The organism is Mycobacterium sp. NGS41 (assembly GCF_059812725.1).
The window spans coordinates 1-24,218 of record NZ_JCALDF010000042.1; the positions used below are offsets into that span (position 1 = coordinate 1).

Consider the following 24,218-nt stretch of genomic DNA (forward strand, 5'->3'; position numbering starts at 1 on the left):
CGTTATAAAACCGCGCCCTGCTCCTTGTACTGTTCGATCTTGTCCCATTCGATGCCCGCCTCGAGTAGCACCTCCTCGGTGTGCTGACCGTGTTCGGGCGCTCCCGTGGGCTTCACCTGCCGCTCGTCAAACTGCACCGGATTGGTGGGCAGGATGTATGGCGCGCCGTTCATGGCGTTGACTTCCGGGATGTAGCCGTTGGCCACGACCATGGGGTCGTGCCGCAGTTCGCTCGGCTTCTGCAGCACGCTCCACGCACCCGAGAGCGGCGCCAGGATCTCGCGCCACTCGTTGACGGTGTGAGCCGCGAACTCCGCGTCGAGGATGTCGATGAACTCGCCGCGGTTCTCGTAGCGCGAATGAGGGTCGGCGAACCGCTTGTCCTCCAACAGATCCGACCGTCCAATCACCGCAAGGAATTCGGGTAAGAACTTTTCGCCCTGCAGCATCATCAAGGTGATGTAGCGGCCTTCTTTGGTCTTGTACGTGCCCACCAGCGGGTTGGGCATGTCGCGGTGGGTGAAGTTCGGCATCGGATCACCGCCGTAGAGCATGGCCGCGGTGACTTGCGGACTCATGGACCACGACGCGAGACCAAGCAGGGACACGTCGACCACCGAGGTCTCCCCCGTGGCCTTGCGCTTGTAGAGGGCGGCCGCGACGCCGCCGGCGATCGTCAAGCCGCCCAGTAGATCGCCGAATGCCGGTGTCTGCATGACCGGTTCGGGGAAGTCGCGGGTGAACGCGTCACTGATGCCGCCGCGGGAAAAGAACGAGACCCCGTCATACCCGGCCTTATCCGCGTCGGGTCCTTTAGGTCCGTAGCCGGATCCGCGGACGTAAATAATGTCGGGGTTGACGGCGCGAATGTCGTCGAGCTCGATCCCGAACCGCTTGCGCCGACTCGGCAGGTAGCTGGTCAGGAACACATCGCAGGTCTTGGCCAGGTCGTGCACTACCTCCTGCCCGCCCGGCGTGGTCATGTCGATACCGATCGACTTCTTGCCGCGGTTGGGCATCTCGATCATGTAGTTGACCCCGTCCGGACCGCCGGGGACCAGACCCATGGTGACCAGGCCACGCTGCGGATCGCCGCCCACGCGTGGCTCGATCTTGATCACCTCGGCTCCCCATTCGGCCAGCACCGCTCCGGCGGCGGGCACAAACGTCCACACCGCGGCCTCCAGGACACGGATGCCGTCCAGCGGCTTTCCGTTCGCCATTGCATACCCTCCGTCGTTGTCGGAACTCGCCTCGCCACCTTCTTTGGTCGAGTATTACCTGACGCGATTCGACCGCTCGCGCGGCCTCGCCTCCGACGGCTCATTGAGTCATAGATCGAGACTGCGTCCAGGGCTACCCGCCGCCGGAAAGTCGCGCCCTGAGCGCGGTTTCAGTGCCGTCAGCGCAGAGTCGACGGCAGGACAGGCGCTAGCCGGTAAGCCTGGTGAGCCAGCCCGGATCCGAAAAGTTGACGGATTTCCTGCCGTCCCACACGAACGGCGTGCCAGTGGAATTGAAGCCAGACATCGTCGTGTAGCCGTTTGCGGCCTTCGTTGCGGCGGCGCCGACGTCGGCCCTCGACTTGATGCAGCTGATCACGGTGGCGTCGGCCCCGACGGATTTGGCCAGTTGGGCCAGTTCGCCGTCAGTACGATCTTCGGGACCGTGTTCCGGCGGTTGAAAGCTGCTGGCGAACAGGCCGGCGTAGAAGTCGGTGTAGATCTTCGGATCATTCTGCGCCGCAACGCAATACGTAGCCGCAACCGCGCGTGTCGAGTAATCCTTGCTATGCGACGACCCGTCAAGGAAGTTGAGCAGGTGGTAGCGCACCGCGAGCTTTCTATTGTTCACCGCCGAGTCGATATCACTGGCGTTCGAGCGGATGAAGCTGCCACATGGCGGGCAGATTGGTTCGTTGAAAATGTCAATCGTGACCGGTGCCGCCGAGCTGCCGACAAACACACCATCGTCGAGGACCTTGAGCGCAACGGCATCTGGGGACGCTGATGGCGACGGCGACGGTCCCGGCGTCGACGACTCCCAGGGCTTAACCACAGCGATGAGGGTGCCGCCGATGACAGCCATCACGACGGCCGCCGCAACGCCGACCCACAGCCAGGGCGTACGTGGGCCCCGGGACGGCTGCAGCGGCGGTTGCCCCCATGGCGGTGCCCCGACCCAAGGCGACGGCTGCTGCAACGGTCCACCCGGAGCGAACGCCGGCGCGGGGCTCGACGCCACCGGCCACGCCATTCCCGGTACAGGACCGTGCGTGGGCGGCCGTGTCGGCGCAGGCGGTACCGCAGCAAAACCGCTGGGCGGCAGGCCCGCAAACGCGGCTGGCAGCCTGGCCACCTGGCTGCGCTGCAAGATGTCGGTGGCACGATCCTGATCCGGCATGGCCAGGGCGGCGTAGGCGGCCGCGCACAGATCACCACAGGTGGCGTAGCGGTCAGCGGGGTTCTTCGCCATACCGCGTGCGATCACGTTGTCGAAGGCCACCGGAATGCCCGGCCGCACAGCGCTCGGCCGCGGGATCGGCTGTTGTAGGTGAGCGCTCATCACACTGATCTGGTCACCTTGATACGGCGGAAACCCGGTCAAGCACTCGTACAACACGCAGGCCAGTGCATAGATGTCGGCGCGAGGGGTGACCTGGGAGTCGCGGAATCGCTCCGGGGCCATGTATTTGAACGTGCCCACTGTGCTGCCGATCTGCGTCAGCTTTTCGTCGGACGTGGCGCTGGCGATCCCGAAATCGACGAGGTAGGCGAAGTCATCCCGACTGACCAGAATGTTCTCCGGCTTCACATCGCGATGCGTCACGCCGGCAGTGTGCGCGGCGTCAAGCGCGGAGCCGATCTGACGCACGATCGCCACCGCCCGCGGCGGGGTGAGCGCCCCGTAGCGGCCTAACATGGTGCTCACATCGATCCCGTCGATCAGACGCATGTCCACGTAGAGCTGTCCGTCGATCTCGCCGTAGTCGTGAATCGGCACGACGTGCGGCTCTTGCAGCCGGCCCGCGGTGCGGGCCTCGCGCTGCATGCGTGCGCGGAAAACCGGATCGCGGGAGAGCGCCTCCGACATCAGCTTCAGCGCCACGATCCGTTCCCGGACTGTGTCCTCGGCCTCATAGACATCGCCCATGCCGCCGCGACCCAACAGGCGCCGCAGCCGGTACGGCCCGAACTGCGTACCCTCCCGTGAACCGGGGGTGTCACCCATCGCCGACTCCTAACCCGCCAACGCGCGCCGCAAACGACAAGAAGCGCGTTCGCGCACCCCGGCCATCGCCTGCGCCGACCCGAGTCCGCCCTGGCGTGCAGGCATAAGGCTAGTGGTTCGGGCATTGCCCATGCACGACAAAGGTGCGGGGCTTGCTGGACGCGACGGGCCGGCGCACCTGATGGTCCGTCCGATGATGGCCTCGCGCTTACGTTTTCAGAGTCGGGGTAAGCGCCGCCTGCAGAATGCCCTTGTCGCTGGTCGCGATGGTCAGGTTTCGGCGGGCGGCCTGGGCAACGATCACGCGGTCGAACGGATCTCGATGGTCCCACGTCAACCGGCCGGCAAGGATCGCGTCTTGGGCGTCGATCGGCAGTTCATACGCGTTCATGTTGGCGAGGACCTCCGACCATGCGGACAGCAATGGCTCACCATCGAGTCGACCCAGTCTGGTCTTGATCGCGATCTCGAACGCCGAGGCCGCCGACACGACGACTTCGGTGCTCGGCGCAGATAGCACCTCACGTGCAGCGGCCGAGACCTTTTCGGGAGCGGAGACCAACCACAGCAGCGCACTGGTATCCAGCAGGACCGAGGTCGCAGACGTGCCCGCGATCACGACCTGCCTTCCCAGGCAGCGATTTCCGCCTCAGGCAAGGGATCGTCGAGTCCCTCGGGGACGACGAGTGCCGGCAGCTGACCGAACTGGCGACGCTTCTCCTGCACAGGTGCCAGCACCGCCACCGGACGGCCATGGTTAGTGATCGTGATTGATACGCCGGTCCGCTCGACTTCTGCGAGCAGGGCGTTCAACTTCGCCTTGGCTTCGGTGCTCGACACTGTCTTCATCCAAACAATATAGGGCCTTCGCGTATTTTTGACTAGTCAGACTAGTCCTAATAGTAGAGCGGCTCGGTCCCCGACGATGCCACCAAGGATCTTTTTAGGCTGCTATCGGATGCTGGGTTAGGCAAAGATGGACCTCGACACCGGTGAAGGAGATCCGATCGTGCTGTGCCGCCGCACCCTGCCGAAGAACCGAAGCGCCGCGCTTTCGCGTTCGGTTTGCGGCCTCGCGCTGGTGTTGTGCGTCGCGCTCGCCGGTTGCACCAGTGTGGTGGCAGGCACTCCTCAAGCAGGCAAGCATGCCGGGGCGTCCAAGGGTCCTATTTTCCCGTCGCAGCTGGTCGATTTGCTGACGCCATCCGAGTCGCTCTCGGTGGTGGCCGGTAATCCGTTATTCGAACAGGACATGCAGTCCGCGCTGTTCACCGGTGCCGACCCGGCGGAATGCCAGGGCGTCGCGGGATACGGTGGCCACGCGCTGTTCCCGAAGAACTACACGGGCCGCGAAGCCCGTACCCAGGCCGACAGCTTGAAAAACCAGCACCAGCTGCTGGAGGTCTCGGCCACCTATCCGAGCGGGTTCGACGCCGCAGGCTTTCTCGAGTCGATTCGCAAAACCGTGTCCGGCTGCCAGCGCCCGATCACTTCGTGGGGCGACGATCAGCGCAAGGTGACCGTGAATCCGACGTCGTTGCAGGCCGGCGCGCCCGAGGTTGCCCAGTGGTCGACGAAACTCGGAGGCGACCAATGGATTTGCGACTTCGCGATGATCGCCAAGGCCAATGTGGTTTCGCAGATCGTCGCCTGCTCAACGGACCACTCTGTGGACATTCAGGCGCTAATAACCAAACGGCTCAAGAAGATTGACGAGCTGATCAATTCCACGGCATGAGTCGTCTCTAGCACTCAGTCGTCAGCGGTTGCGGAGTCGCAGCGAGCTCGTCGACTACCTCGGCCAGGCAGGCAAACCCGGGTGCCGCGGCCATGTCGGCGGCGATGCGCCGGCTCGCTTCGCGGTAGTGGGGTTGATTCAGCACGTCGAGGATGGCTTTTCGCAATGCCTTAGGCGAGGGTCGCTCGGTCCGGAGTCGCCGGCCGACGCCGGACCATGCCACGCGCGCGCCCACCTCGGGCTTGTCCTCTTTGCCACCGGTGGCGACGATCGGCACGCCGTAGCGCAGCGCGTACTGGACGCCGCCGTATCCGCCGTTCGTTACCAAGACGGCGGTGCGCCGTAGCAGCTCGTCGTACGGGAGAAACATTGCCGCACGCGCATTTTCCGGTAATGGGGGCAATGTCTCGACCGGGCGGCCGCCCGTGCTCACCACCACCAGGACATCGTCGTTGGCCAGTGCCTGAAGCGTCGGCGCGATGGCCTGTCGGTAGTCGACGTTGGCGAGTGTTCCCTGCGTGACGTGGACGACGGGACGGGTGCCGTCGAGATCGGACCACCAGTCCGGCAGCGGGGTCTGTGGTCCGGTGGCGTTCAGCGGCCCTGCGAAGCGCAGTGTCGCGGGCGCGTCTGAACGTGGGTACTCGAACGCGGGAACGGTGAACTGCACGATGGCATCGGCCTGAGCGCCCCAGTCGACAAACGAGCACGACAGATGGCTTCCATGCACTTCGTGGTAATGGCTGTCGATAACTCTGTTGGCTCGCAGCAGTATTCGACGGGTTACCGGGGCCAGTACGGCGTTGCGTTGCCTGTTGCCCCATCGGGCGGGTTGTAGCCCCAGACCGACCGGAGCTGTGTCCACGCTGCTGATGAGAAGCGGTACGACACCACACATCACGAGAGGCGGACGTGTCGGACGCGGATGCCCGACGAGGATCATGGCGCCTGTGAAAGCTGGTTCGGCCAGCACGACGTCGGCGGGCTGTGCGGCATGGAGCGCCATGATGGTCTCGTACTGGGCTCTGGCCGGGTGAGCGAAGACGTGCTCGATGTCGAACGCGGCTGCTCGGAGTCCTTTCAACTTCGCGCGCTCGGGAAACTGTTCGAGACACGTCTCGTCGTAGTCGATCTCGGGAGGTAGCGGGATGTGCGACGCGCCCGTTGCGGTGACTTTGTCGGCGAAGCGTGCGCCGGTGACAAAGCGTACGTGGTCGCCCCGCTCGACGAATCCGCGGGCGATGGCGAGTAGGGGAAACACGTGGCCTTGGGCGGGGATGCTGGCGATGACGACGGATTTCACGCTGCAGCCCCCTTGGCTCACGCTTGACTACGTGGTAGTAGTATTCATTACTATGTCACCGCAGTCAATATCGAAAAATGCCGCTCGGCCGGCGCGCGCGTACCGATCCGAACTGCGCCAACAGCAAGCGGAGCAGACCCGGTCACGAGTGATCGCCGCGGCGGCCGAACTCTTTGCCGAATACGGTTACGCGGGCACCACCTTCGCGAAAGTCGCCAAAGCCGCCCGCGTTTCTCCGGAAACGGTGCAGGCTCAGGGGCCAAAAGCGGCATTGCTCATCGCAGCCGTCGAGTACGCCGCGTTCGGCGTGGTTGGTGAAAAGGACGTTCTCAATCTCGAGGTTGGCCGGGGCTTTCTCGCCATCCAAGACCGCGCTGAAGCGCTTGACCATCTCGTCGCGGTTCTGACCGATGTACATATACGGACCGCCCAACTCGCCCCTGCGGTATTCGGTGGCGCCAGCGCCGATCCTGAACTGGATAGGTACCGCAAGGACTTAATCGCAGGCATCACCCGAGGGGCTCGCCGATTGCTGGGCGTTTCGCGCGACCGGGGATGGCTCCGTGAGGACCTCCCTTTCGACGAACTCGTCGAAACCACCGCGGTGCTCTGCAGCGTGGATACCTATCTCCGCATAACGCAGCACGATGGATGGACCGTGCCCCGCTACCAGGCATGGGTTCGGCGCATGTTGGCGGAGACGGTTTTCCGGTCTGAGGCAGTCAGGCAGTAATCAACTCGAAGACCGGAATGACGCGGTCGGTGCGATTTTCGTACTCACCGAACCCAGGGGCTCGTTCGACGACGATCGGGTAGATCGAATCACGCTCGTCGCGCGGCAATTCACGAACGGTCGCCGGCTTCGGCGCTTCCGAGCCAATCTCGATGCTCACTTGGGGATTGGCGCGAATATTGTGCACCCAGGCGGGGTTGTTATCCCGGCCGGCCGCAGACCCGACGATGTAGATCTTGCCGTCGATATCGAAGTAAGCGACGGGATTGACGCGCTGAGCGCCGCTTTTCGCGCCCGTCGAAGTCAACAGCAGCAGTGGGAAACCCTCAAATTGCCCGCCCACTTTGCCACCGTTGCGACGAAACTCCTCGATGTTGCGCTCGTTGAATTCTCGTTCCTCGCGCATTGCGTCGTCACCCATCAGCCGGCCTGTGAAATTTCTAGTGGCGCCCAGGTGCGCCCGGTCCGCCATGCCCAGCCGGGGGTGCACTCGTCGTCGGCCCGGCTGATTGCGGGCGTCGCAAGTGCGGCCATTGGCAGGGCGCCCGTGGCGAGCGCGAGAGTCCCAACTGCGCAACGGATCAGAAGATGCCTCATCGCCGACCTCACTTTTTCACCTCTCGAGGCGCATAGTAGCTCGCGACCGTTACGCCCGCGCCAGTACGTCGAGCCTTTACTCGATCTTGACCATGCATTGAATCGCCCCACTGACGATGACCAATGTGAGTACGCTTTCAACGGTGGAACTGGGGGTTTTGGGACCTCTCCAGGTGCGTCAAGACGGCGCGCCTGTCACAATTCCGGGCGCCAAACCGCGCGCCATCCTGACAATGCTCGGGCTGCACGGTGGTTCCTTTGTTTCCGCCGACACGCTGATCGAACTGCTTTGGGGCGACGATCCGCCGCGCACCGCCGACAAGGCACTGCAAACCCACATCTCCTCGCTGCGCCGAACCCTGGGCGACGGCATCGTGTTGACCGAGGGCGTGGGCTGGACCCTGGCCAAGACCGAGGTTGATGTCTCGCGATACCGGTTGGCCGCCCGACTGGGCCGTGATGCCGCCGCCGCCGGCGACACCAGCCAAGCGGTGGCCCGCCTCGAGGAAGCCCTCGGCCTCTGGCGCGGAAGTCCCGAACTACCCGAGGGCCGGCGGGGATTGTCTGAGAAGACGCGCTGGATCGAGAGTCATGCGGCACTGGTGGAGGATCGCGCCGATGCGCTACTCGCGACGGGTCGAGCGGCCGAGATCATCGGCGAGCTCGAGGCAGCGGTGACCGACGCGCCGCTACGCGAAAGGCGGTGGGGCCAGCTGATGCTCGCCCTCTACCGCGCCGGCAGGCAGGGTGAAGCCCTCGGCGCTTATCAACGGGCGCGGTCGCTGCTGGTTGACGAGCTGGGGGTCGACCCCGGCCCGGAGCTTCGGCGACTCGAGGCCGCGATCGTCGCGCAGGATGCTGGACTGGATACTCCTGTGGCACAACAGCTTCCGGCAGTGACGCGAGCCGTGACCTTCCTGCTCACCGACATCGAGGGATCGACCGCCGCCTGGGAGGCCGACGCCGGCGCCATGGCGGCGGCGCTCGCACGTCACGACGAGCTGGTCGAACAGGTCGTCACGTCGCGCGGAGGACGACTGATCAAGACTCGCGGCGAGGGCGACGCGACGTTTTCCGTTTTCGAGCGGCCGTCGGCGGCGGCGGCCGCCGCCATCGAGCTGCAAGACGCGATCAATCACGAGCCTTGGGCGCTGCGGGAGCCCATGCGCATCCGGGTGGCTTTGCACACCGGCGAGGCTGAGCTTCGCGACGGTGACTACTTCGGCCGGGCGGTCAACCGGGCCGCGCGACTGCGGTCGCTGGCCGAGGGTGGCCAGATCCTGTGCTCGGGTGCGACCGCCGAGCTCGTCATCGACTCGCTGAGCGACGACGTTGTGCTCGCCGACTTGGGGATGCGCCAACTGCGAAACCTCGCGCGCCCGGAGCACTTATTCGAACTCCGCCTGGAAACCGACGACGACCGTCCTGATGCGCCCACAACAGATGCGCCCATGGAGCGCCCCGCCCTGCCCCCGGTGCTGGTCGGCCCTGGCCCGTTCGTCGGTCGCGGCCGCGAACTCGAACAGCTGCTGTCCACCTGGCAGACCGCGCTCGGCGGTGCTGCGCGTGCGGTGCTGATTGCCGGCGAACCGGGCGTCGGCAAGACGCGCCTGGCCGGTGAGTGGTCGCAGCGGGCCTATGAGCAAGGCGCCGCGGTGCTGTACGGGCGTTGTGACGAGGACCTCGGTGCGCCCTATCAGCCATTCGCAGAAGCCCTGCGTGCACTTGTGCCCTGCCTCGGCGCCGGCCGGCTGCGGGGACTGCGCGGGGTCGAAGCGTTACTTCCGCTGGTTCCCGCGCTGCCCGATGTGTTGCCTGACCTGGCTACTCCGGCCCGCGCGGACCCCGACACCGAACGTTACGCACTTTTCGATGCCGTCGTCAGGCTCTTGGAAGTCGCCTCCACGGTCACGCCAGTCGTGCTGATACTCGACGACCTGCACTGGGCAGCCAAGCCGACGCTGCTGCTATTGCGGCATCTGTTGCGCTTCGGCGACCACGTCCGCGTGCAGATCGTGGGCACGTACCGCAGCACCGACCTGGACCGCTCCCACCCACTGGCGGCGATGCTCGCCGACCTCAACCGGGACGGCACGGCCAACCGCCTCACTCTCAGCGGCCTCGACGAGGACGACGTGACCGCGTATGTCGCCGAGGCCGGCTACGACGACGAGGACCTTGCCCACGCCTTGGCGTCGGTCACGGGTGGTAACCCGTTCTTCCTCATCGAGGCCTTGCGGCACGTCGACGAAAGTGGCGGCGTGTGGGATCAGAGCACCTTGCCGCAGGGCGTGCGCGAAGCTGTCAGCCGCCGACTTTCACGGCTTCCGGCCGAGACCAACAAAGCCCTTGCCGCGGCCGCGGTCGTCGGCAGCCGGTTTGCCGTGGAACTGGTCGAGCACGTGGTCGGGAACGATCTCATCGACGCGTTCGACGAAGCATGCCAGGCCGGCATCGTCATCGAAGAGGCCGGCGGCCACTATCGCTTCAACCACGCTATTGTCCGGCAGTCGCTGCTGGCCGAGTTGGCGTCGGTACGGCGCATGCGACTGCATCAGCGTATTGCCGTGACACTGGAGACCCAGCCCGGTGCCGACGACGAGCTGCTGGCCGAGCTGGCTCACCATTACTTCGAATGTGCTTGGGCGGGCAATGCGGCCAAGGCCGTGGAGTACTGCCGTCGCGCCGCGGACCAGGCGATGGCACGACTGGCCTACGAAGGTGCGGCCGACCTGTACGACCATGCCCTACACGCATTGGAGGAGCTTGACGAGGAGCTGCCCGACCGCGACGACCAAGTTGCCGAACTACTGATCGCGCGCTGCGAGGCGCTGCTTGCCGCGGGTGACGTAACTTCGGCAGCGGATGCAGTCTCCCAATTGCAGGCAGCGACAGTCGATTCGGCCCGGCTAGCGGCATGGGCGACGTGCTTCGACGGCCAGCTCTCAATGCTGATCCATCCCGAGCGGTTGGACGAGGCGGAGGTCGCATTGGCCGAGGCTGCCGGAAAGTTAGCCGAATTGGACGACGCCGCAGGAGAAGCCAACGCCCATACCGTTCGGGCCGCGTGCCTCAATCGCCTTGGGCGGATTGCCGATTGCGAAGTCGCCCTGGACGACGCGCTGACTGCGGCGCGACGCGCACGTGAACACCGCCGGGTGAACGCGGTATTGGCCGGAGCGCCACTTGCGGCGCTGTGGGGCCCCAATCCTGTTCCGCGCGCAGGCGGACGGTGTCTTGACGTGGTGCGACTGCTGCGAATCACGACCGACTCCCCCGCGGTCGAGGCCACGTCGACGCGATGCCAAGCCGTGTTGGAGGCGTTCCGCGGCCGGGCAGCCGCCGCCAGGCGGATGATCGATTCAGCGCGGCGCACCGTGACCGAGCTCGGTTTGCGCCATGCGCTGCTCGAAGTCGAGCAGTTTGCCGGCATCGTCGAGCTCGTCGCGGATAATCCCGCCGCCGCCGAGCAGCATTTGCGCCAGGCCTACAACGGTTTTCGTCGCATGCGCCTCGACGCCGACACCGCCGAAACCGCAGCCCTACTTGGCCGCGCTTGTCTCGCGCTCGACCGCGAGGATGAGGCCGACGAATTGTCAACGGAGAGTCGACGTCTGGCTGGCCACGCACTGAAACCATCGATCGCCTGGCGCACTCTTCGGGCGCAGCTGCTTTCGCGGCGCAATGATCACGACGAGGCGCGTAAGGTTGCCGAGGCTGCCGTCAAACTGGCCGAGCGCACCGACGCGTTGGTTGATCATGGCGACGCATGTCTTGCACTGGCAGCGGTTTTGGCCACCGCAGGTGATGTCGCGGGGGCTCGAGCCGCCGCTGAGCGTGCGGTAGGTCTGTGGGAGCGAAAAGGCGCTGCGGCACTGGCCGAGAAGGCGCGTTCCGTTCTCGGCCAGCGCATTGCGCCACCAACTCCACCCGAAGCGCCACACGTCGAAGTGACCAATGCTTGCGTGCTAGTGGCCAATCAGTTGGTCTCTGCTATCAATCGCGAGGCCTGGGACGAACTAGAGCAGCTGTTCGCCCCGTCCGTATCCGTCGAGAGTCGCCGGAAGATCGTCGGTTTTCCGCGGCTCGACCTCTCATCGAGGCAGTGGCCGCATGAGATGAGACGTTATCTGGCGACAGGCATGGTGCGACACCGTCACACGGCCGTCGCCGTGCGTGGCGAGCGCCTTGCCCTCATCCGACTGAAAGTAGGCACCGCCGATCTGAGTTCCGCTGTGCCGCAAGATGAGTGGCTCCAAGTAATCGGCCTCAACGGGGAGGGTCGAATCGCACTGCAGGTGTGGTTCGACCTCGAAGACATCGACGCCGCTGTCGCCGAGCTCGACGCCGCGCAAGCGCGGCTTGAGAAGCCTTATCCCCGAACGCCGCTCGACAACGCCGCGTCACGAGCCGAAGGTCGGTTCAACGAACTGTTGGCGAAGAGGCGGTGGGACGAAATCGAGGCCCTGCTCACTGACGACATCCGGGTCGAGGACCAGCGGCCAGGACTTCGTCATGAAAGCAGCGATCTCACCACAGCGCTCACGGAGGTACGGGTGACCTCCGAGAGCGGCGTTCAGAACATGACGTCAGCCGTTGTCGCGATTCGCGGCGAGCGCCTAGCCCTCAGTCGTACCCGCTACTCGGGCCGAGACCAGCGGCCACAGGCATTCCACACCGAGAATTTTCGTCTCTTCGAGGTCAACGGCGAAGACCGGGTCGTTGCGTGTGTTGCGTTGGATCCGGACGACGTCGATGCCGCGTTCGCCGAACTCGATGCCCGGTATCTCGCCGGCGAAGCGGCGCCGTACGTGCACGTGTGGCAGACGTTGATGGACGCGCTCGCCGAACTCAACCGTCACGAGCCGGGGCCGATGATAAAAGGACTTACATTTGCCGATCATCGACGAGTCTCATTCGCGACGTCGGGAGACTACGGGCGGGGTATCGAGGAGCTGTGGTCTCTCGTGCCCGATGCTCACTACCGAACGACGGTGGTCCATGCACTAGACGCCCACGGCGTCGTCGCCACCCTCGCCATCGAAGGCACTGACACGCACGGCAACGAATTGCAGTGGGCTCGCGTGTTTTCGCTCGTTCCGGGTGAGTCGCGGGTGGAGGTATACGAAGAGGACGACATCGCAACCGCGCTTGCCCGCTTCGAGGAACTACACCCGCACACGCATCGACTGGAAACCGCGGCAAGCCAAGCAGCCGAGCGCTATTTGGCGCATTTCGCGGCCCGCGACTGGGACACCCCCGCGAAGGCACTGGCCGAGGACATCTGCATCGACGATCGCCGACGGGTCGTAAACGCGGGGATCCGACACGGTCGAGATGACGAGATCGCGAATCTGCGGGCGACTGCCGACGCCGGGTTCACGTCCATGACGTCCACTGTCATCGCAGCCCGTGGGGAGCGCCTCATCCTCACGCGCGCCTTGGGCCGCGATCACGGGTCCGAGGAGTTCGTCAACGAGGTGCTGGGCGTCGCCGAAGTCAACTCCGACAACCAGATCGCGGCCATCGTCGTATTCGACCTCGACGACTTGGACTCCGCGATCGCCGAGCTCGACGCACGCTACCTCGCCGGCGAAGCGGCCGCCTATGCGCACACGTGGTCGGTCGTCGCTGGCGTCTATGCAGCCAACAACCGGCGCGAACTCGCCCCGACGAAGCCGGACTGGGTGAACGTTGACCACCGTCGCGGAACAGCTTTCGCCTCCGGCGACATGATCGCGTACATCCAAGCCGCATGGGACGATTCGCCTGACACCAAGATCTACATCGCTGCGGTGCATCGGTTGAGCAACATTGGAGCGGTCGTCACCCATTTGGCGCACGGGGTCTCACAAGAGGGTTTCGACGCCGAGTGGCGAGATATCCACCTGCTGATGGTGGAAGGCGACATGCTGAATCGCTCCGAGCTATTTGACGAGATCGACCTAGACGCCGCGATCGCGAGATTCGAGCAGCTGAGTCGGCCGACACCGCGGCTGGAAAACGCGGCGAGCCGAGTGTACGACCGCTTGAACGCGTATTTCGCGACCCACGACTGGGACACCATGGCGGAGTTGCTATCCGACGATATTTCAACCGAGGATCGCCGTCGGGTGGTGAATTCCGGCCTGCGAAGAGGCCGGGATGCCGTGATCGCCGAAATCTCGGGATTCGCCGAGATCGGGGTTACGAACGTCGTGTCAGAGATCGTTGCGACCCGAGGCGGCAACCTCGCCATCAGTCGTGCTCAAACCTTGGGGCACGACCAGCGGCCTGGGGCGTTCAACACCGAAGTTCTTCACGTCGTCGAAGTCGACACCGACGCAAAGGTGGCTTCGATCGTCGCATTCGACTTCGACGACTTTGATGCCGCGATCGCCGAGCTCGATGCCCGATACCTCGCCGGCGAAGCGGCCGCTCACGCGCGCACATGGTCGGTAATCACGGAGGGCTTTGCCGCGCTCAATCGGCGCGAACTTCCGTCGACGACGCCCGATTGGGTGAACATCGACCACCGGCGAGGGACATCAATCGCACCCGGTGAAATACCTGCGTACCTCGGCGCCGCGTGGAACCTCGCGTCTGACCTGAACAACTTCATCGAGTCGGTGCACGGGCTGAACGACCTCGGAGTGGTCGTAACCTTCGCGGCGAATGAAACATCACAAGAGGGTTTCCAGGCCGAGTGGCGGATGATCAACGTTCTGACGGTCGAAGGCGACCTGATCAACCGCTGCGAGGTGTTCGACGAGACCGACCTCGACGCCGCGCTCGTGAGGTTCGAGGAACTGAGCCCACGGACGCCGCGGCTGGAAAACGCGGCAAGCCAAGTCGCCGAGCGCTTCCTGGCGCACCGGGCGGCTGGCGACTGGGACGCCATGAGGCAGCTACTGACCGACAGCTTTTTCCAGGACGATCGCCGTCGGGTGGTGGGCGCGGGAGTCCGACATGGTCGAGAGGCCGGGATCCTGGACATGCAGGGCTTCGCCGGCCTTGAGATCACGAACGTGTCGACGACTGTCATAGCGACTCGCGGCGAGCGCCTTGGACTCATGCATATGCGCTTCTCGCTAAACGATGCAGGACCCGAGCCGTTCGTCACAGAGCTTCTCGGCCTCGCCGAAAACAACGCCGACAATCGAATCGCGGCGCACATTGTGTTCGACCTCGATGACATCGAGGCAGCTATCGCCGAGTTGGATGCCCGCTACCTCGCCGGCGAAGCGGCACCGTACGCGCAGACGTGGTCGGTCGTCACGCGGTCCTACTCCGCGCTCAACCGGCGGGAAACGCTTCCCACGATGCCCGATTGGGTAAACATCGACCACCGGCGAGGGACGTCAATTGCACCCGGTGAGATGCCTGAGTTGCTCAGCGCCGCTTGGAATTCCACGTCTCATCTGAGCACCTTCATTGAAACGGTGCACCGTCTGACCGACCTCGGAGCGGTCTTGACGAACGTGGCGCATGAGACCTCGCGAGACGGTTTCCATGCCGAGTGGCGAGTGATCACCGTTATCACGCGCGAAGGCGACCAAATCAACCGCTGCGAGGTATTCGACGAGACCGACCTCGACACAGCGCTCGCCCGCTTCGCGGAACTGAGCCCCCGGAGGCCGCGTCTGGAAAACGCGGCAAGCCGCTTGAATCAATACTTCCTTGCCTCATTCGAGGCCCGCGACTGGACCGCCATGGCAAACACACTGGCGGACAACCTTTCCAGCGACGATCGTCGCCGAGTAGTGAATGCCGGTCTCCAACAGGGCCGAGATGTCCTGATCGAAAACTTCAGGTCAGCCGCTGACCTCGGGGTCACGCATGTGACGGTAGACGCTATTGCGACCCGCAGAGAGCGCCTAGTCCTTACCTGTGCCCGGTACTCGCGCAGGGACGACGGCCCCGATAACTTTCAGCTCGATCTCTTGCAGGTAGTCGAGAGCGACACCGACGAACGGATCACGGCGCTCATCACATTCGACCCCGACGACTTCGACGTCGCCATCGCCGAGCTCGATGCCCGATACATCGCCGGCCAACCAACCGCCGACGCGCACACCTGGTCCGTGATCTTGCGTGAGTTCGCCGCGTTCAACCGACACGAACTCCCCTCGACGACGTCAGACTGGGTCAATATTGACCACCGCCGAGGGAGAGCGTTCTCCCCCGGTGACCTGATCCCATACATCTGGGCCACATGGGAAGTCGCGCCGCAAGCCAGGATCTATATCGAGCAAGTGCATCGGCTGAGCAACCTCGGAGCGGTCGTGACTCAGACGACGCGTGGCACGTCGCCAGAAGGCTTCGACGCCGAGTGGCAGGAGATCAACCTCCTGACTCTCGACGGCGAGAGGTTAAACCGCAGCGAGATCTTCGACGAAGCGGACCTGGATGCCGCGCTCGCGAGGTTTGAGGAACTGAGCCCCCAGTCGCCGCGACTGGAAAACGCAGCGAGCCGAGCCGACGATCGCATTTTTACCTGCTTCGCAGCCCGGGATTGGGACAGCATCGCCGACGCTTTGGCCGACGAATACTGCAGCGATGATCGGCGGCCCGTGGTGAACGTCGGGATCCAGCACGGTAGTGATGTCGCAATCGCAAACATGCAGGCTAGCGCCGAGCTCGGAATGGTATTCGTAGCATCAGAGCGCATAGCCACGCGTGGTGAACGCCTCGCCCTCACTCGTATCCGATGGACGGGGTCCGATCAACGGTCCGAAGCGTTTTACACCGAGGCGCTCAGTATCGTCGAGACTAACGCCGAAGAGCGTATTGTCGCGCGAACAATGTTCGACGCCAACGACATTGACGCCGCCTTCGCGGAATTAGATGCCCGCTACCTTGCCGGCGAAGCGACGGCCCACTCGCAAACGTGGGCGGTCATTGAAGGGGTCTTCGCCGCATTGAACCGACACGAACTTCCGTCGACGAAGCCGGACTGGGTCAATATCGACCATCGGCGAGGAAGAGCCTTCGCGTCCGGTGAACTGTTCGCATTCCTCCGCGCCGCCTGGGATCTCACGCCGAACCTCGGCATCTACATCGAGGCGGTGCATCGGCTGAGCAGCCTCGGCGCGGTCGTCACGCACAAGGCATACGGAACCTCGCAAGAGGGCTTCGACGCCGAGTGGCGGACGATCGAGCTTCTCACGGTCGAGGGCGACCTGATCAATCGCTGCGAGATGTTCGACGAGACGGACCTGGATGCCGCATTCGCGAGGTTCGAGGAATTGCAATCGCAGGATCCGCGCCTGAAAAATGCTGTGTTAGAACGCTTCCTGGAACACTTCGCTGCCCGCGACTGGGAATCCGTGGCGCAGGACTTCGCGGACGATTATTACAACGACGATCGCCGCCGAGTCGTCAATGCCGGGGTCCGACGCGGTCGAGACGCGGCGGTCGAAGACCTTCGGGTGGCCGCCGACATCGGAATCGCGAACATGACGGCGGACATTATTGCGACCCGAGGCGAACGGCTCATTCTCACGCATTTTCGGGTCTCGGGCCGCGACCCTGAAGCAATTCAAATGGATGTACTTCAGGTCGTCGAGTACGACGCTGGCGAACGGGCCGCGGCGGCCGTCATGTTCGATCTCGACGACTTCGACGTCGCCATCGCGGAGCTTGATGCCCGGTACCTCGCCGGTGAAGCGGCCGCTTACGCACACACGTGGTCGGTCATCACGGAAGGCTTCGCCGCGACCAACCGTCACGAGCTCACCCGGACAACTCCGGACTGCGTCAGCATGGACCATCGTCGTGGGGCAGCGTATGGACCCGGTGAGTTGATCGACTACGTCCGTGCCGGGTGGGAACTTGGCCAAAACATCCGAACCTACCTCGAGGTGGTGCATCGGCTGAGCGATGTTGGAGCGGTCTACACTCATGCGGCACAAGGTATTTCGCGTGATGGCCTTGATGCCGAGTGGCGTGGGGTCGACCTTGTAATGCTCGACGGCGACCTGGTCAACCGCTGCGAGCTATTCGACGAGGCAGATTTGGACGTCGCGATAGCGAAATTCGAACAGCTCAGCCGAGCGACACCGCGGTTGGTAAATACGGCAGGCCAAGTGGCTGAGCGTTTCATTGCGCACTACACAGCACACGACTGGGACGCCATGGCGAAGATGCTTGCCCAGAACTTTTTTAGTGACGACCGCCGTCGGGTGGTGGGCTCGGGAATGCGAGATGGTCGGGACGCCCAGATGGCGGACGTGCGAGCCGTCGCCGACCTGTTCACCGACGTGACGCCGACGGTCATGGCGACCCGCGGAGCACGTCTTGTCCTCGCGCGCAGCAGCTTCTCGAACCGAGATCAAGGTCCTGAGACATTTCTCACTGAGGCACTTGGCGTCCTTGAGATCAACGCCGACGAACGGATCAAGGCGCTCATCACATTCGACCTTGACGACGTCGACGCCGCCTTCGAGGAACTCGACGCCCGCTACCTCGCCGGCGAAGCAGCACCGTACGCGCATACCTGGTCGGTCGTCTCAGGTACTTATGCTGCGATAAACCGGCAGGAACTTTTCCCGACGACGCCGGATTGGGTAAACGTCGATCGCCGACGACACGCGATCCTCGAAGCGGGTGGCCTGAACGCATCTCTGCGTTCTCTATGGGAGCTCGTGCCGGACATCAAATTCCGCGTCGAGGCCGTTCATCGGTTGACTAACCTTGGAGCCGTCACTACCCATGTAGCGCACGGCGTTTCGCAACACGGCTTCCATGCCGAGTGGCGGGGCGTCGAGATCCATACCGTCGATGGTGATCTGATCGACCGCTGCGAAATCTTCGACGAAGCAGAGCTCGACGCCGCGCTCGCCCGTTTCGAGGAACTGCACCTGCAGCCACCACGACTGGAAAACGCGGCAAGCCGAGTGGTAGCTCGCGAATGGGCCTGCTTCGCGACCCGAGACTGGGCCGCGATGGCCGAGACAATGACCGACGACTTTTACACAATTGATCACCGTCGGGTTGTCAACGCCGGTGTACTTCGCGGTCGTGATGCCCACGTCGCAAACTATCGAGCAGTCGCCGAGGTCGGGTTCGAGGGCATTGCGTCGACCGTCGTCGCCACCCGCGGCCAACGCCTCGCCCTCATTCGTGTTTGGTCCTCGGCCCGTGGCTTTGAACCCGGGGAGATCGGGCCCGAGATGATCGGCATCGTTGAGGTCGACGGCGACAACCGGCTCACCGCGGCCGATCTGTTCGACCTTGACGACATCGACGCCGCCTTCAAAGTGCTCGATTCCCGCTACCTCGCCGGTGACGCGGCCGCCCACTCGCACACGTGGTCGATCGTCGCAAGTGCGTGCGCCGCGTTGAGTCGGCGCGAGCTATTCGCGACGACGTCGGATTGGGTGAACATCGACCACAGGCGAGGGATAGCGTTCATCCCCGGTGACTTGACCGCATACATCCGTTCCGCGTGGGATCTGTTGTCCGACGGCGGCGTTCATATCGAAGTTGTGCATCGGCTTAGCGATGTGGGAGCGGTAGTCACCTGGGCGGGAAATGCGACCTCGCAGGAAGGCGCCAAGGTCGAATTCCGCGGAATCAACTTGCTCACCGTCGAAGGCGATTTGGTCAACCGTTGCGAAATCTTCGACGAAGCAGACCTAGACGCCGCGCTCACGCGATTCGACGAACTGCACCCGCAGCCAGCCCGACTGGAAAACGCGGCAAGCCAAGTGACTCAGCGCTTCCTGGCGCTCTTCGCCGCCCGCGACTGGGACGCGATAGCCGAGGTCCTGGCCGACGACCTTTACAGCGACGATCGACGTCCTGCGGTGGGTGCCGGGCTCCGGCGCGGTCGCGAACCCAACGTCGCGGACATGCGAACGGTCGCCGACCTCGGGGTCGAAATCATAACGTCACAGACCATCGCGACCCGCGGGGAGCGCCTCGTACTCAGCCGTGTCCGATGGTCGGCCAGCGATCAAGCGACTGGGGGTTTCCACACTGAAGCGCTCGGCATCGTCGAACTCGACAACGACGAGCGGATCCTCGCGACACTCACGATGAACCCTGATGACATCGACGCCGCCTTTGAGGAGCTCGATGCCCGGTACATCGCCGGCGAAGCGGCCGCCCACTCGCGCACCTGGCTACTCGTCGCGCAGGCCCGCGCCGCGTGGAACCGACACGAGCTACACCCGACGACGCAGGACTGGGTGAACATCGATCATCGACGAGGCAGAGCCTTCGCACCCGGCGAGATGATCCCGTTCCTGCGTGCCACATGGAACCTCCTGCCGGACATCAAGATTCGCAACGAGGCTGTGCACCGGCTGAACAACGTTGGAGCGGTCGTCGCAGTGGCGGCGAATGGGACCTCGCACGACGGCTTCGTCGCAGAGTGGCGAGAGGTCGTCCTTCTCATGTTCGAAGGCGACCTCATCAACCGCTGCGAACTCTTCGACGAAGCAGACCTCGACGCCGCACTCACCCATTTCGAGGAGTTGCACCGGCACGCGAGGCGGCTCGGAAACACGGCGAGCCTTCTGGCCAAGCGCTTTCTAGAACGATTCGATGCCCGCGATTGGGACGCCATGGCGGAAATATTGGCCGACAACTATTCCAATGACGATCGTCGTCGCGTGGTGGGCGCGGGAGTCCGACACGGTCGAGCTGACCAGATCGCGAACATGCGACTGCTGGCCGAGGCCGCGGCGAACATAACGTTGACCGTGATTGCGACCCGCGGAGAGCGCCTCGCCCTCACTCGGATGGTTTCCGCAAACAGCGATCTGCAGCACGGGGAGTTCGGCGTCGAAATGCTCGGCATTCTCGAGATCGACACCGACGATCGGATCACAACGCAACTCTTGTTCGACCCCGATGACGTCGATGCCGCCTTCGCGGAACTCGACGCCCGCTACCTCGCCGGGGAAGCCGCCGCCCACGCGCACACGTGGACGCTCGTCACGCGGATCCAGACCACGTACAACCGACACGAAACCGAGGCCTCCTGGATGACCGAGGACTGGGTGAACATCGATCACCGGCGAGGTAGAGCGTTCGAACCCGGCGACATGATCCCTTTCCTTGGTGCAACGTGGAACGTCGCCCCGGACGTCAAGGGTCACGTCGAGGCTGTGCACCGACTGAGCAATCTCGGAGCAATCATCACGGAGGTACTGACTGGGACCTCACAGGAAGGCTTCGATGCCGAGTGGCGCGAGATCGGCCTTTTCGCATTTGAAGGCGACCTGCTTTGCCGGTTCGAGTTGTTCGACGAGACAGACCTCGATGCCGCGCTCGCGAAGTTTGAGGAACTGCACCAACAATCGCGGCGACTGGAGAATGCGGCGAGTCGGGTAGACGAGCGCCTCGCAGCGTACTTCGCTGCCCGCGACTGGGACGCGATGGCGGAGCTAATGGCCGACGCCATCTCTGTTGACGATCGGCGTCACGTGGTGAATGCCGGTCTCCGGCAAGGTCGGGATTCCGAAATCGCCAACCTGCGCGCCCGCGCCGACACCGGGTGGCAGAAGGTTACCCCGACCGTCATTGCGACGCGCGGGCAGCACCTCGCCCTTGCCCGTACCCGCTTCTCGGGGCGCGGCCAGGGAACCGAAGAGTTTTACAGCGATGCACTCACCATCATCGAGATCGACGCCGACGCGCGGGTCGTGGCGCGCATTGGATTCGACCTCGACGACGTCGACGCCGCTTTCGAAGAACTCGACGCTCGGTACGTCGCCGGCGAAGCCGCCGCCTACTCGCGCACCTGGTTGGCCATTGCTAGCGGCTACGTTTCGCTCAACCGGCATGAGGTACCTCCAACTACGCCGGATTGGGTGAGCGTCGATCACCGGCGCGGAATCACCTTTGCTCCCGGCGACATGGGCCAGTACATCCGTGCCGCGTTTGAAGTCACGCCGGACATCAAGATCCACATCGAGGTTGTGCATCGGCTGAGCGATCTCGGAGTCTTGCTCACACACGCTGGATATGGGACCTCCCAGGAGGGCTTCGATGCCGAATGGCGCGAGATCGTCCTTTTGACCGTCAAGGGCGATGTGGTCAACCGTGGCGAGATGTTCGACGAGGCAGACCTCGACGCCGCGCTCGCACGCTTCGAGGAATTGCAACAGCAGGCGCCACGGCTGAAAAACGCGGCAACCCAAGTGGCCGAGCGCTTCTCGGTGTACTTCACGGCGGGTGACTGGAAGTCCATGGCTGAGATGCTGGCCGCTGACATTTGCGTCGACGATCGTCGGAGTGGTGTCAACGCCGGGGTCCGACTCGGGCGGGCCGCCGCGATCGAAGACATGCGGGCCTCCGTGGACGCTGGGTTCAAGAACTCAACCACGACCGTGATAGCGACCCGGGGCGTGCGGCTCGCCCTTGCCCGTGTCCATATGTCGGCGCGGGACGATCGACCGGACCCGTTCCAGCTCGATAGTCTTCATGTCGTCGAGGTCAACGCCGACGGCCAGACCAAGGCAGTCGTGGTGTTCGGCCCTGATGACATCGATGCCGCCTTCAGAGAACTCGATGCTCGGTACCTCAGCGGTGAAGGTGCCGCCCACTCGCACACGTGGTCGGTCATCGCACAGTCGGTTACCGCGCTCAATCGGCGCGAATTCCCCGCGACGACAGCCGATTTCGTAGAAATCGATCATCGGCCGCTGCAAGTGATCGGTCACGGCGGCCTGAACGCGTACCTTCGTGCCACGTGGGACCTCTTGGTGGACAACAGCATCCACATTGAGGCCGTTCATCGGCTGACCGCCCTCGGCGCGGTGATCAGCCATGTGGCGACGGGCACCTCACAAGACGGATTCGACGCCGAGTGGCGCATGACCGACGTCATCGCGGTCGATGACGGGCTGGTCAGCCGCCTCGAGATGTTCGACGAGACAGACGTCGACGCCGCACTCGCAAGGTTCGACGAGCTTCTTTAACTCTTGGTGCCGATGGTGATCAGGTCAGAGATGACTTTCGTCCACGCCGGCCGCGGGATGCGGTGCTGGTCGCTGACGACAAATCCTGCATTTTCGAACATCGTCCGCATCTCGCCCGGCGACGCGTTGTGCTGAGGTTTCCACCTATTGGCCGAGGATGCCTGCAACAGCGGTTGGCGCGTGCTCAGGGCCGCGACGGCCACCAATCCGCCCGACGCCAGCACGCGATGAAATTCTCGTAAGGCCGCCGGCTGGTCGAAGAAGTGGAAAGCCGAGGTCGTCACAACGGCGTCCAGTGACCCGTCGTCGAACGGCAGCTGTTCGGCCGGACCGCGCAACCACTTGACGCGGTTGGATTTTGCGCGAGCCTTCTCGAGCATGCCGTCGGACATGTCGACGCCGTAGAGCTCGTCAGGCTCCAGTTCGCGCTCGATCCGGGCGCTGAGAATACCTGTGCCGCAAGCAATGTCAGCGATCCTGCGGGCGTTGTGTGCGCGCAGCTGCGCGATCACTTCGTCGTGCGGCGGCCGGTAAACCCACTGCTGCAGGAACGGCAGATCGTAGGCCGGCGACAGAAAGCTCCACATCCGCGTGACCGCATCGTTGAGCCCGCGGCGTCGCGGTTCGGTCACTTGCTCAGGACCGAGCTGTAGTACACGGTGTCGGCCATCGACACCGAGTCGTTAGTCTGCGGGATCCGCCCAAGGTCCCCAAGACCACAGTCAGTCAACAACTGACTCATGGGCGTACCGTCCGACTGCCATCCAAGGCCCTCGAGATACGTTGCGACATCCTTGCGCTCACCCTCGAAGCCGAGCTCTTCCCAATCCAGCTCGAAACCATGCTCGCGCCATTTGGCGGTCGACCTGCGCATCATCTCGCGCGCTTCTTCTTTGTCTCGCTGCGGCCGGTCCGGGATAGCCTCCACCGCCAGCCGACTGCCGTCGGCGCTGAGCGCGGTGATGTGGTCCATCAAGCGGTCCTGAGCTTCCGGCGGCAGATATCCCAGGAGACCCTCCGCGATCCAGGCGGTCGGCCGGCTCGTGTCCAGGCCGGCCTCGCGAAGTGCAGTGGGCCAGTCCTGGCGCAGATCGATAGCAACCGTGCGAAGCTGGGCTGTCGGGTCCGCACCGAGACTTTTCAGCGTGGTGGTTTTGAACGCGATCACCTGCGGCTGGTCAATCTCGAACACAGCCATATCGGTTGACCACGCCAACCGGTAGGCGCGAGCATCCAGACCAGAGGCCAAAATCACGGCCTGACGGATTCCCGCCTCCGCCGCGTCCTGAAAGAACGAGTCGAAAAAGCGGGTGCGGGCGGCCATCGCAGCTGGCATATGCTCGAGCTTCCAGCTGGACTCGTCGTGATCGACATCAGCCGCAGCGAGGTCCCCGTCGACCCATCGCGTGAAGAAGTCCACCCCAACGGCACGAACCAGCGGTTCGGCGAACTGGTCGTTGATGACGGGGTTGTCGGCCTTGGTTGCGATCGCGCGGGCGGCGGCCACCATGGTCGCCGTCGCGCCCACGCTGGTCGCCAAGTCCCAGGTGTCGTTGTCTGTGCGAGGCACGCTTGTTCTCCAATGTCGTTGCTCGGGGTATATTTAGCTAGTTTAACACTTAGCCAGTTTAACCACCGGCCGCTGCGGCCTCGGTCTGATGTTGCGCAATTAGCGCCCGCGCGGGTTCGTCGACAAGTAAGAAT

At 63.9% G+C, this 24,218-nt stretch carries 11 protein-coding genes; 3 read left to right on the forward strand and 8 right to left on the reverse strand.

Annotated features, from left to right (window positions below):
- Positions 1 to 2: 2 nt before the first annotated feature.
- The 4 genes from AC5Y21_RS24000 to AC5Y21_RS24015 form a co-directional block, all read right to left on the reverse strand.
- Positions 3 to 1,223, reverse strand: a complete 1,221-nt coding sequence (locus tag AC5Y21_RS24000; protein WP_499916269.1) for a CaiB/BaiF CoA transferase family protein — start codon at positions 1,221 to 1,223, stop codon at positions 3 to 5.
- Positions 1,224 to 1,431: 208 nt separating this feature from the next.
- On the reverse strand, positions 1,432 to 3,231 hold the full coding sequence (locus AC5Y21_RS24005; RefSeq protein WP_499916271.1) for a serine/threonine protein kinase PknE: 1,800 nt from the start codon (positions 3,229 to 3,231) through the stop codon (positions 1,432 to 1,434).
- A gap of 208 nt (positions 3,232 to 3,439) precedes the next feature.
- On the reverse strand, positions 3,440 to 3,847 hold the full coding sequence (locus AC5Y21_RS24010; RefSeq protein ID WP_499916303.1) for a type II toxin-antitoxin system VapC family toxin: 408 nt from the start codon (positions 3,845 to 3,847) through the stop codon (positions 3,440 to 3,442).
- A complete protein-coding gene (locus tag AC5Y21_RS24015; RefSeq protein ID WP_499916273.1) occupies positions 3,847 to 4,080 on the reverse strand; it encodes a type II toxin-antitoxin system Phd/YefM family antitoxin in 234 nt (77 codons plus the stop codon). Before AC5Y21_RS24015 ends, AC5Y21_RS24010 begins: the two co-directional genes overlap by 1 nt.
- 127 nt (positions 4,081 to 4,207) lie before the next feature.
- Here AC5Y21_RS24015 and AC5Y21_RS24020 point away from each other — a divergent pair, with 127 nt between their 5' ends.
- Positions 4,208 to 4,969 (forward strand): sensor domain-containing protein, encoded by a 762-nt coding sequence (locus AC5Y21_RS24020; RefSeq protein WP_499916276.1) that lies wholly within the window; start codon positions 4,208 to 4,210, stop codon positions 4,967 to 4,969.
- Between the two features lie 7 nt (positions 4,970 to 4,976).
- Here AC5Y21_RS24020 and AC5Y21_RS24025 read toward each other — a convergent pair whose 3' ends face one another.
- Complete coding sequence (locus AC5Y21_RS24025) at positions 4,977 to 6,272, reverse strand: glycosyltransferase (protein ID WP_499916278.1); 1,296 nt, start codon at positions 6,270 to 6,272, stop codon at positions 4,977 to 4,979.
- A 148-nt stretch (positions 6,273 to 6,420) separates the two neighbouring features.
- Between AC5Y21_RS24025 and AC5Y21_RS24030 the strand changes: the two genes are divergently transcribed.
- A complete protein-coding gene (locus AC5Y21_RS24030; protein ID WP_499916280.1) occupies positions 6,421 to 7,005 on the forward strand; it encodes a TetR/AcrR family transcriptional regulator in 585 nt (194 codons plus the stop codon).
- On the opposite strand, the gene AC5Y21_RS24035 is transcribed toward AC5Y21_RS24030, so the two are convergent.
- Positions 6,995 to 7,426, reverse strand: coding sequence for a nitroreductase family deazaflavin-dependent oxidoreductase (locus AC5Y21_RS24035; protein WP_499916305.1), 432 nt, complete (start codon positions 7,424 to 7,426; stop codon positions 6,995 to 6,997). The two genes, AC5Y21_RS24030 and AC5Y21_RS24035, sit on opposite strands and share 11 nt — an antisense overlap.
- 319 nt (positions 7,427 to 7,745) lie before the next feature.
- On the opposite strand from AC5Y21_RS24035, the gene AC5Y21_RS24040 reads away from it, so the two are divergent.
- Positions 7,746 to 22,514, forward strand: coding sequence for a BTAD domain-containing putative transcriptional regulator (locus AC5Y21_RS24040; protein ID WP_499916307.1), 14,769 nt, complete (start codon positions 7,746 to 7,748; stop codon positions 22,512 to 22,514).
- On the opposite strand, the gene AC5Y21_RS24045 is transcribed toward AC5Y21_RS24040, so the two are convergent.
- The gene (locus AC5Y21_RS24045; RefSeq protein ID WP_499916282.1) at positions 22,511 to 23,146 is read right to left on the reverse strand and encodes a class I SAM-dependent methyltransferase; all 636 of its coding nucleotides are present in this window, start codon (positions 23,144 to 23,146) and stop codon (positions 22,511 to 22,513) included. The genes AC5Y21_RS24040 and AC5Y21_RS24045 overlap by 4 nt on opposite strands.
- Positions 23,143 to 24,084 carry an SAM-dependent methyltransferase gene (locus AC5Y21_RS24050; protein ID WP_499916284.1) on the reverse strand — a complete coding sequence of 314 codons (942 nt, stop codon included), beginning with the start codon at positions 24,082 to 24,084 and terminating at the stop codon, positions 23,143 to 23,145. The genes AC5Y21_RS24045 and AC5Y21_RS24050 overlap by 4 nt, the downstream gene beginning before the upstream one ends.
- Between the last annotated feature and the right edge of the window lie 134 nt (positions 24,085 to 24,218).

What these genes read in the sequence shown, in the direction of transcription:
- AC5Y21_RS24015 (WP_499916273.1), bottom strand. Translation starts at nt 4,080, where the DNA reads ATGAAGACAGTGTCGAGCACCGAAGCCAAGGCGAAGTTGAACGCCCTG.
- AC5Y21_RS24035 (WP_499916305.1), bottom strand. Translation starts at nt 7,426, where the DNA reads ATGGGTGACGACGCAATGCGCGAGGAACGAGAATTCAACGAGCGCAAC.
- AC5Y21_RS24005 (WP_499916271.1), bottom strand. Translation starts at nt 3,231, where the DNA reads ATGGGTGACACCCCCGGTTCACGGGAGGGTACGCAGTTCGGGCCGTAC.
- AC5Y21_RS24000 (WP_499916269.1), bottom strand. Translation starts at nt 1,223, where the DNA reads ATGGCGAACGGAAAGCCGCTGGACGGCATCCGTGTCCTGGAGGCCGCG.
- AC5Y21_RS24020 (WP_499916276.1), top strand. Translation starts at nt 4,208, where the DNA reads ATGGACCTCGACACCGGTGAAGGAGATCCGATCGTGCTGTGCCGCCGC.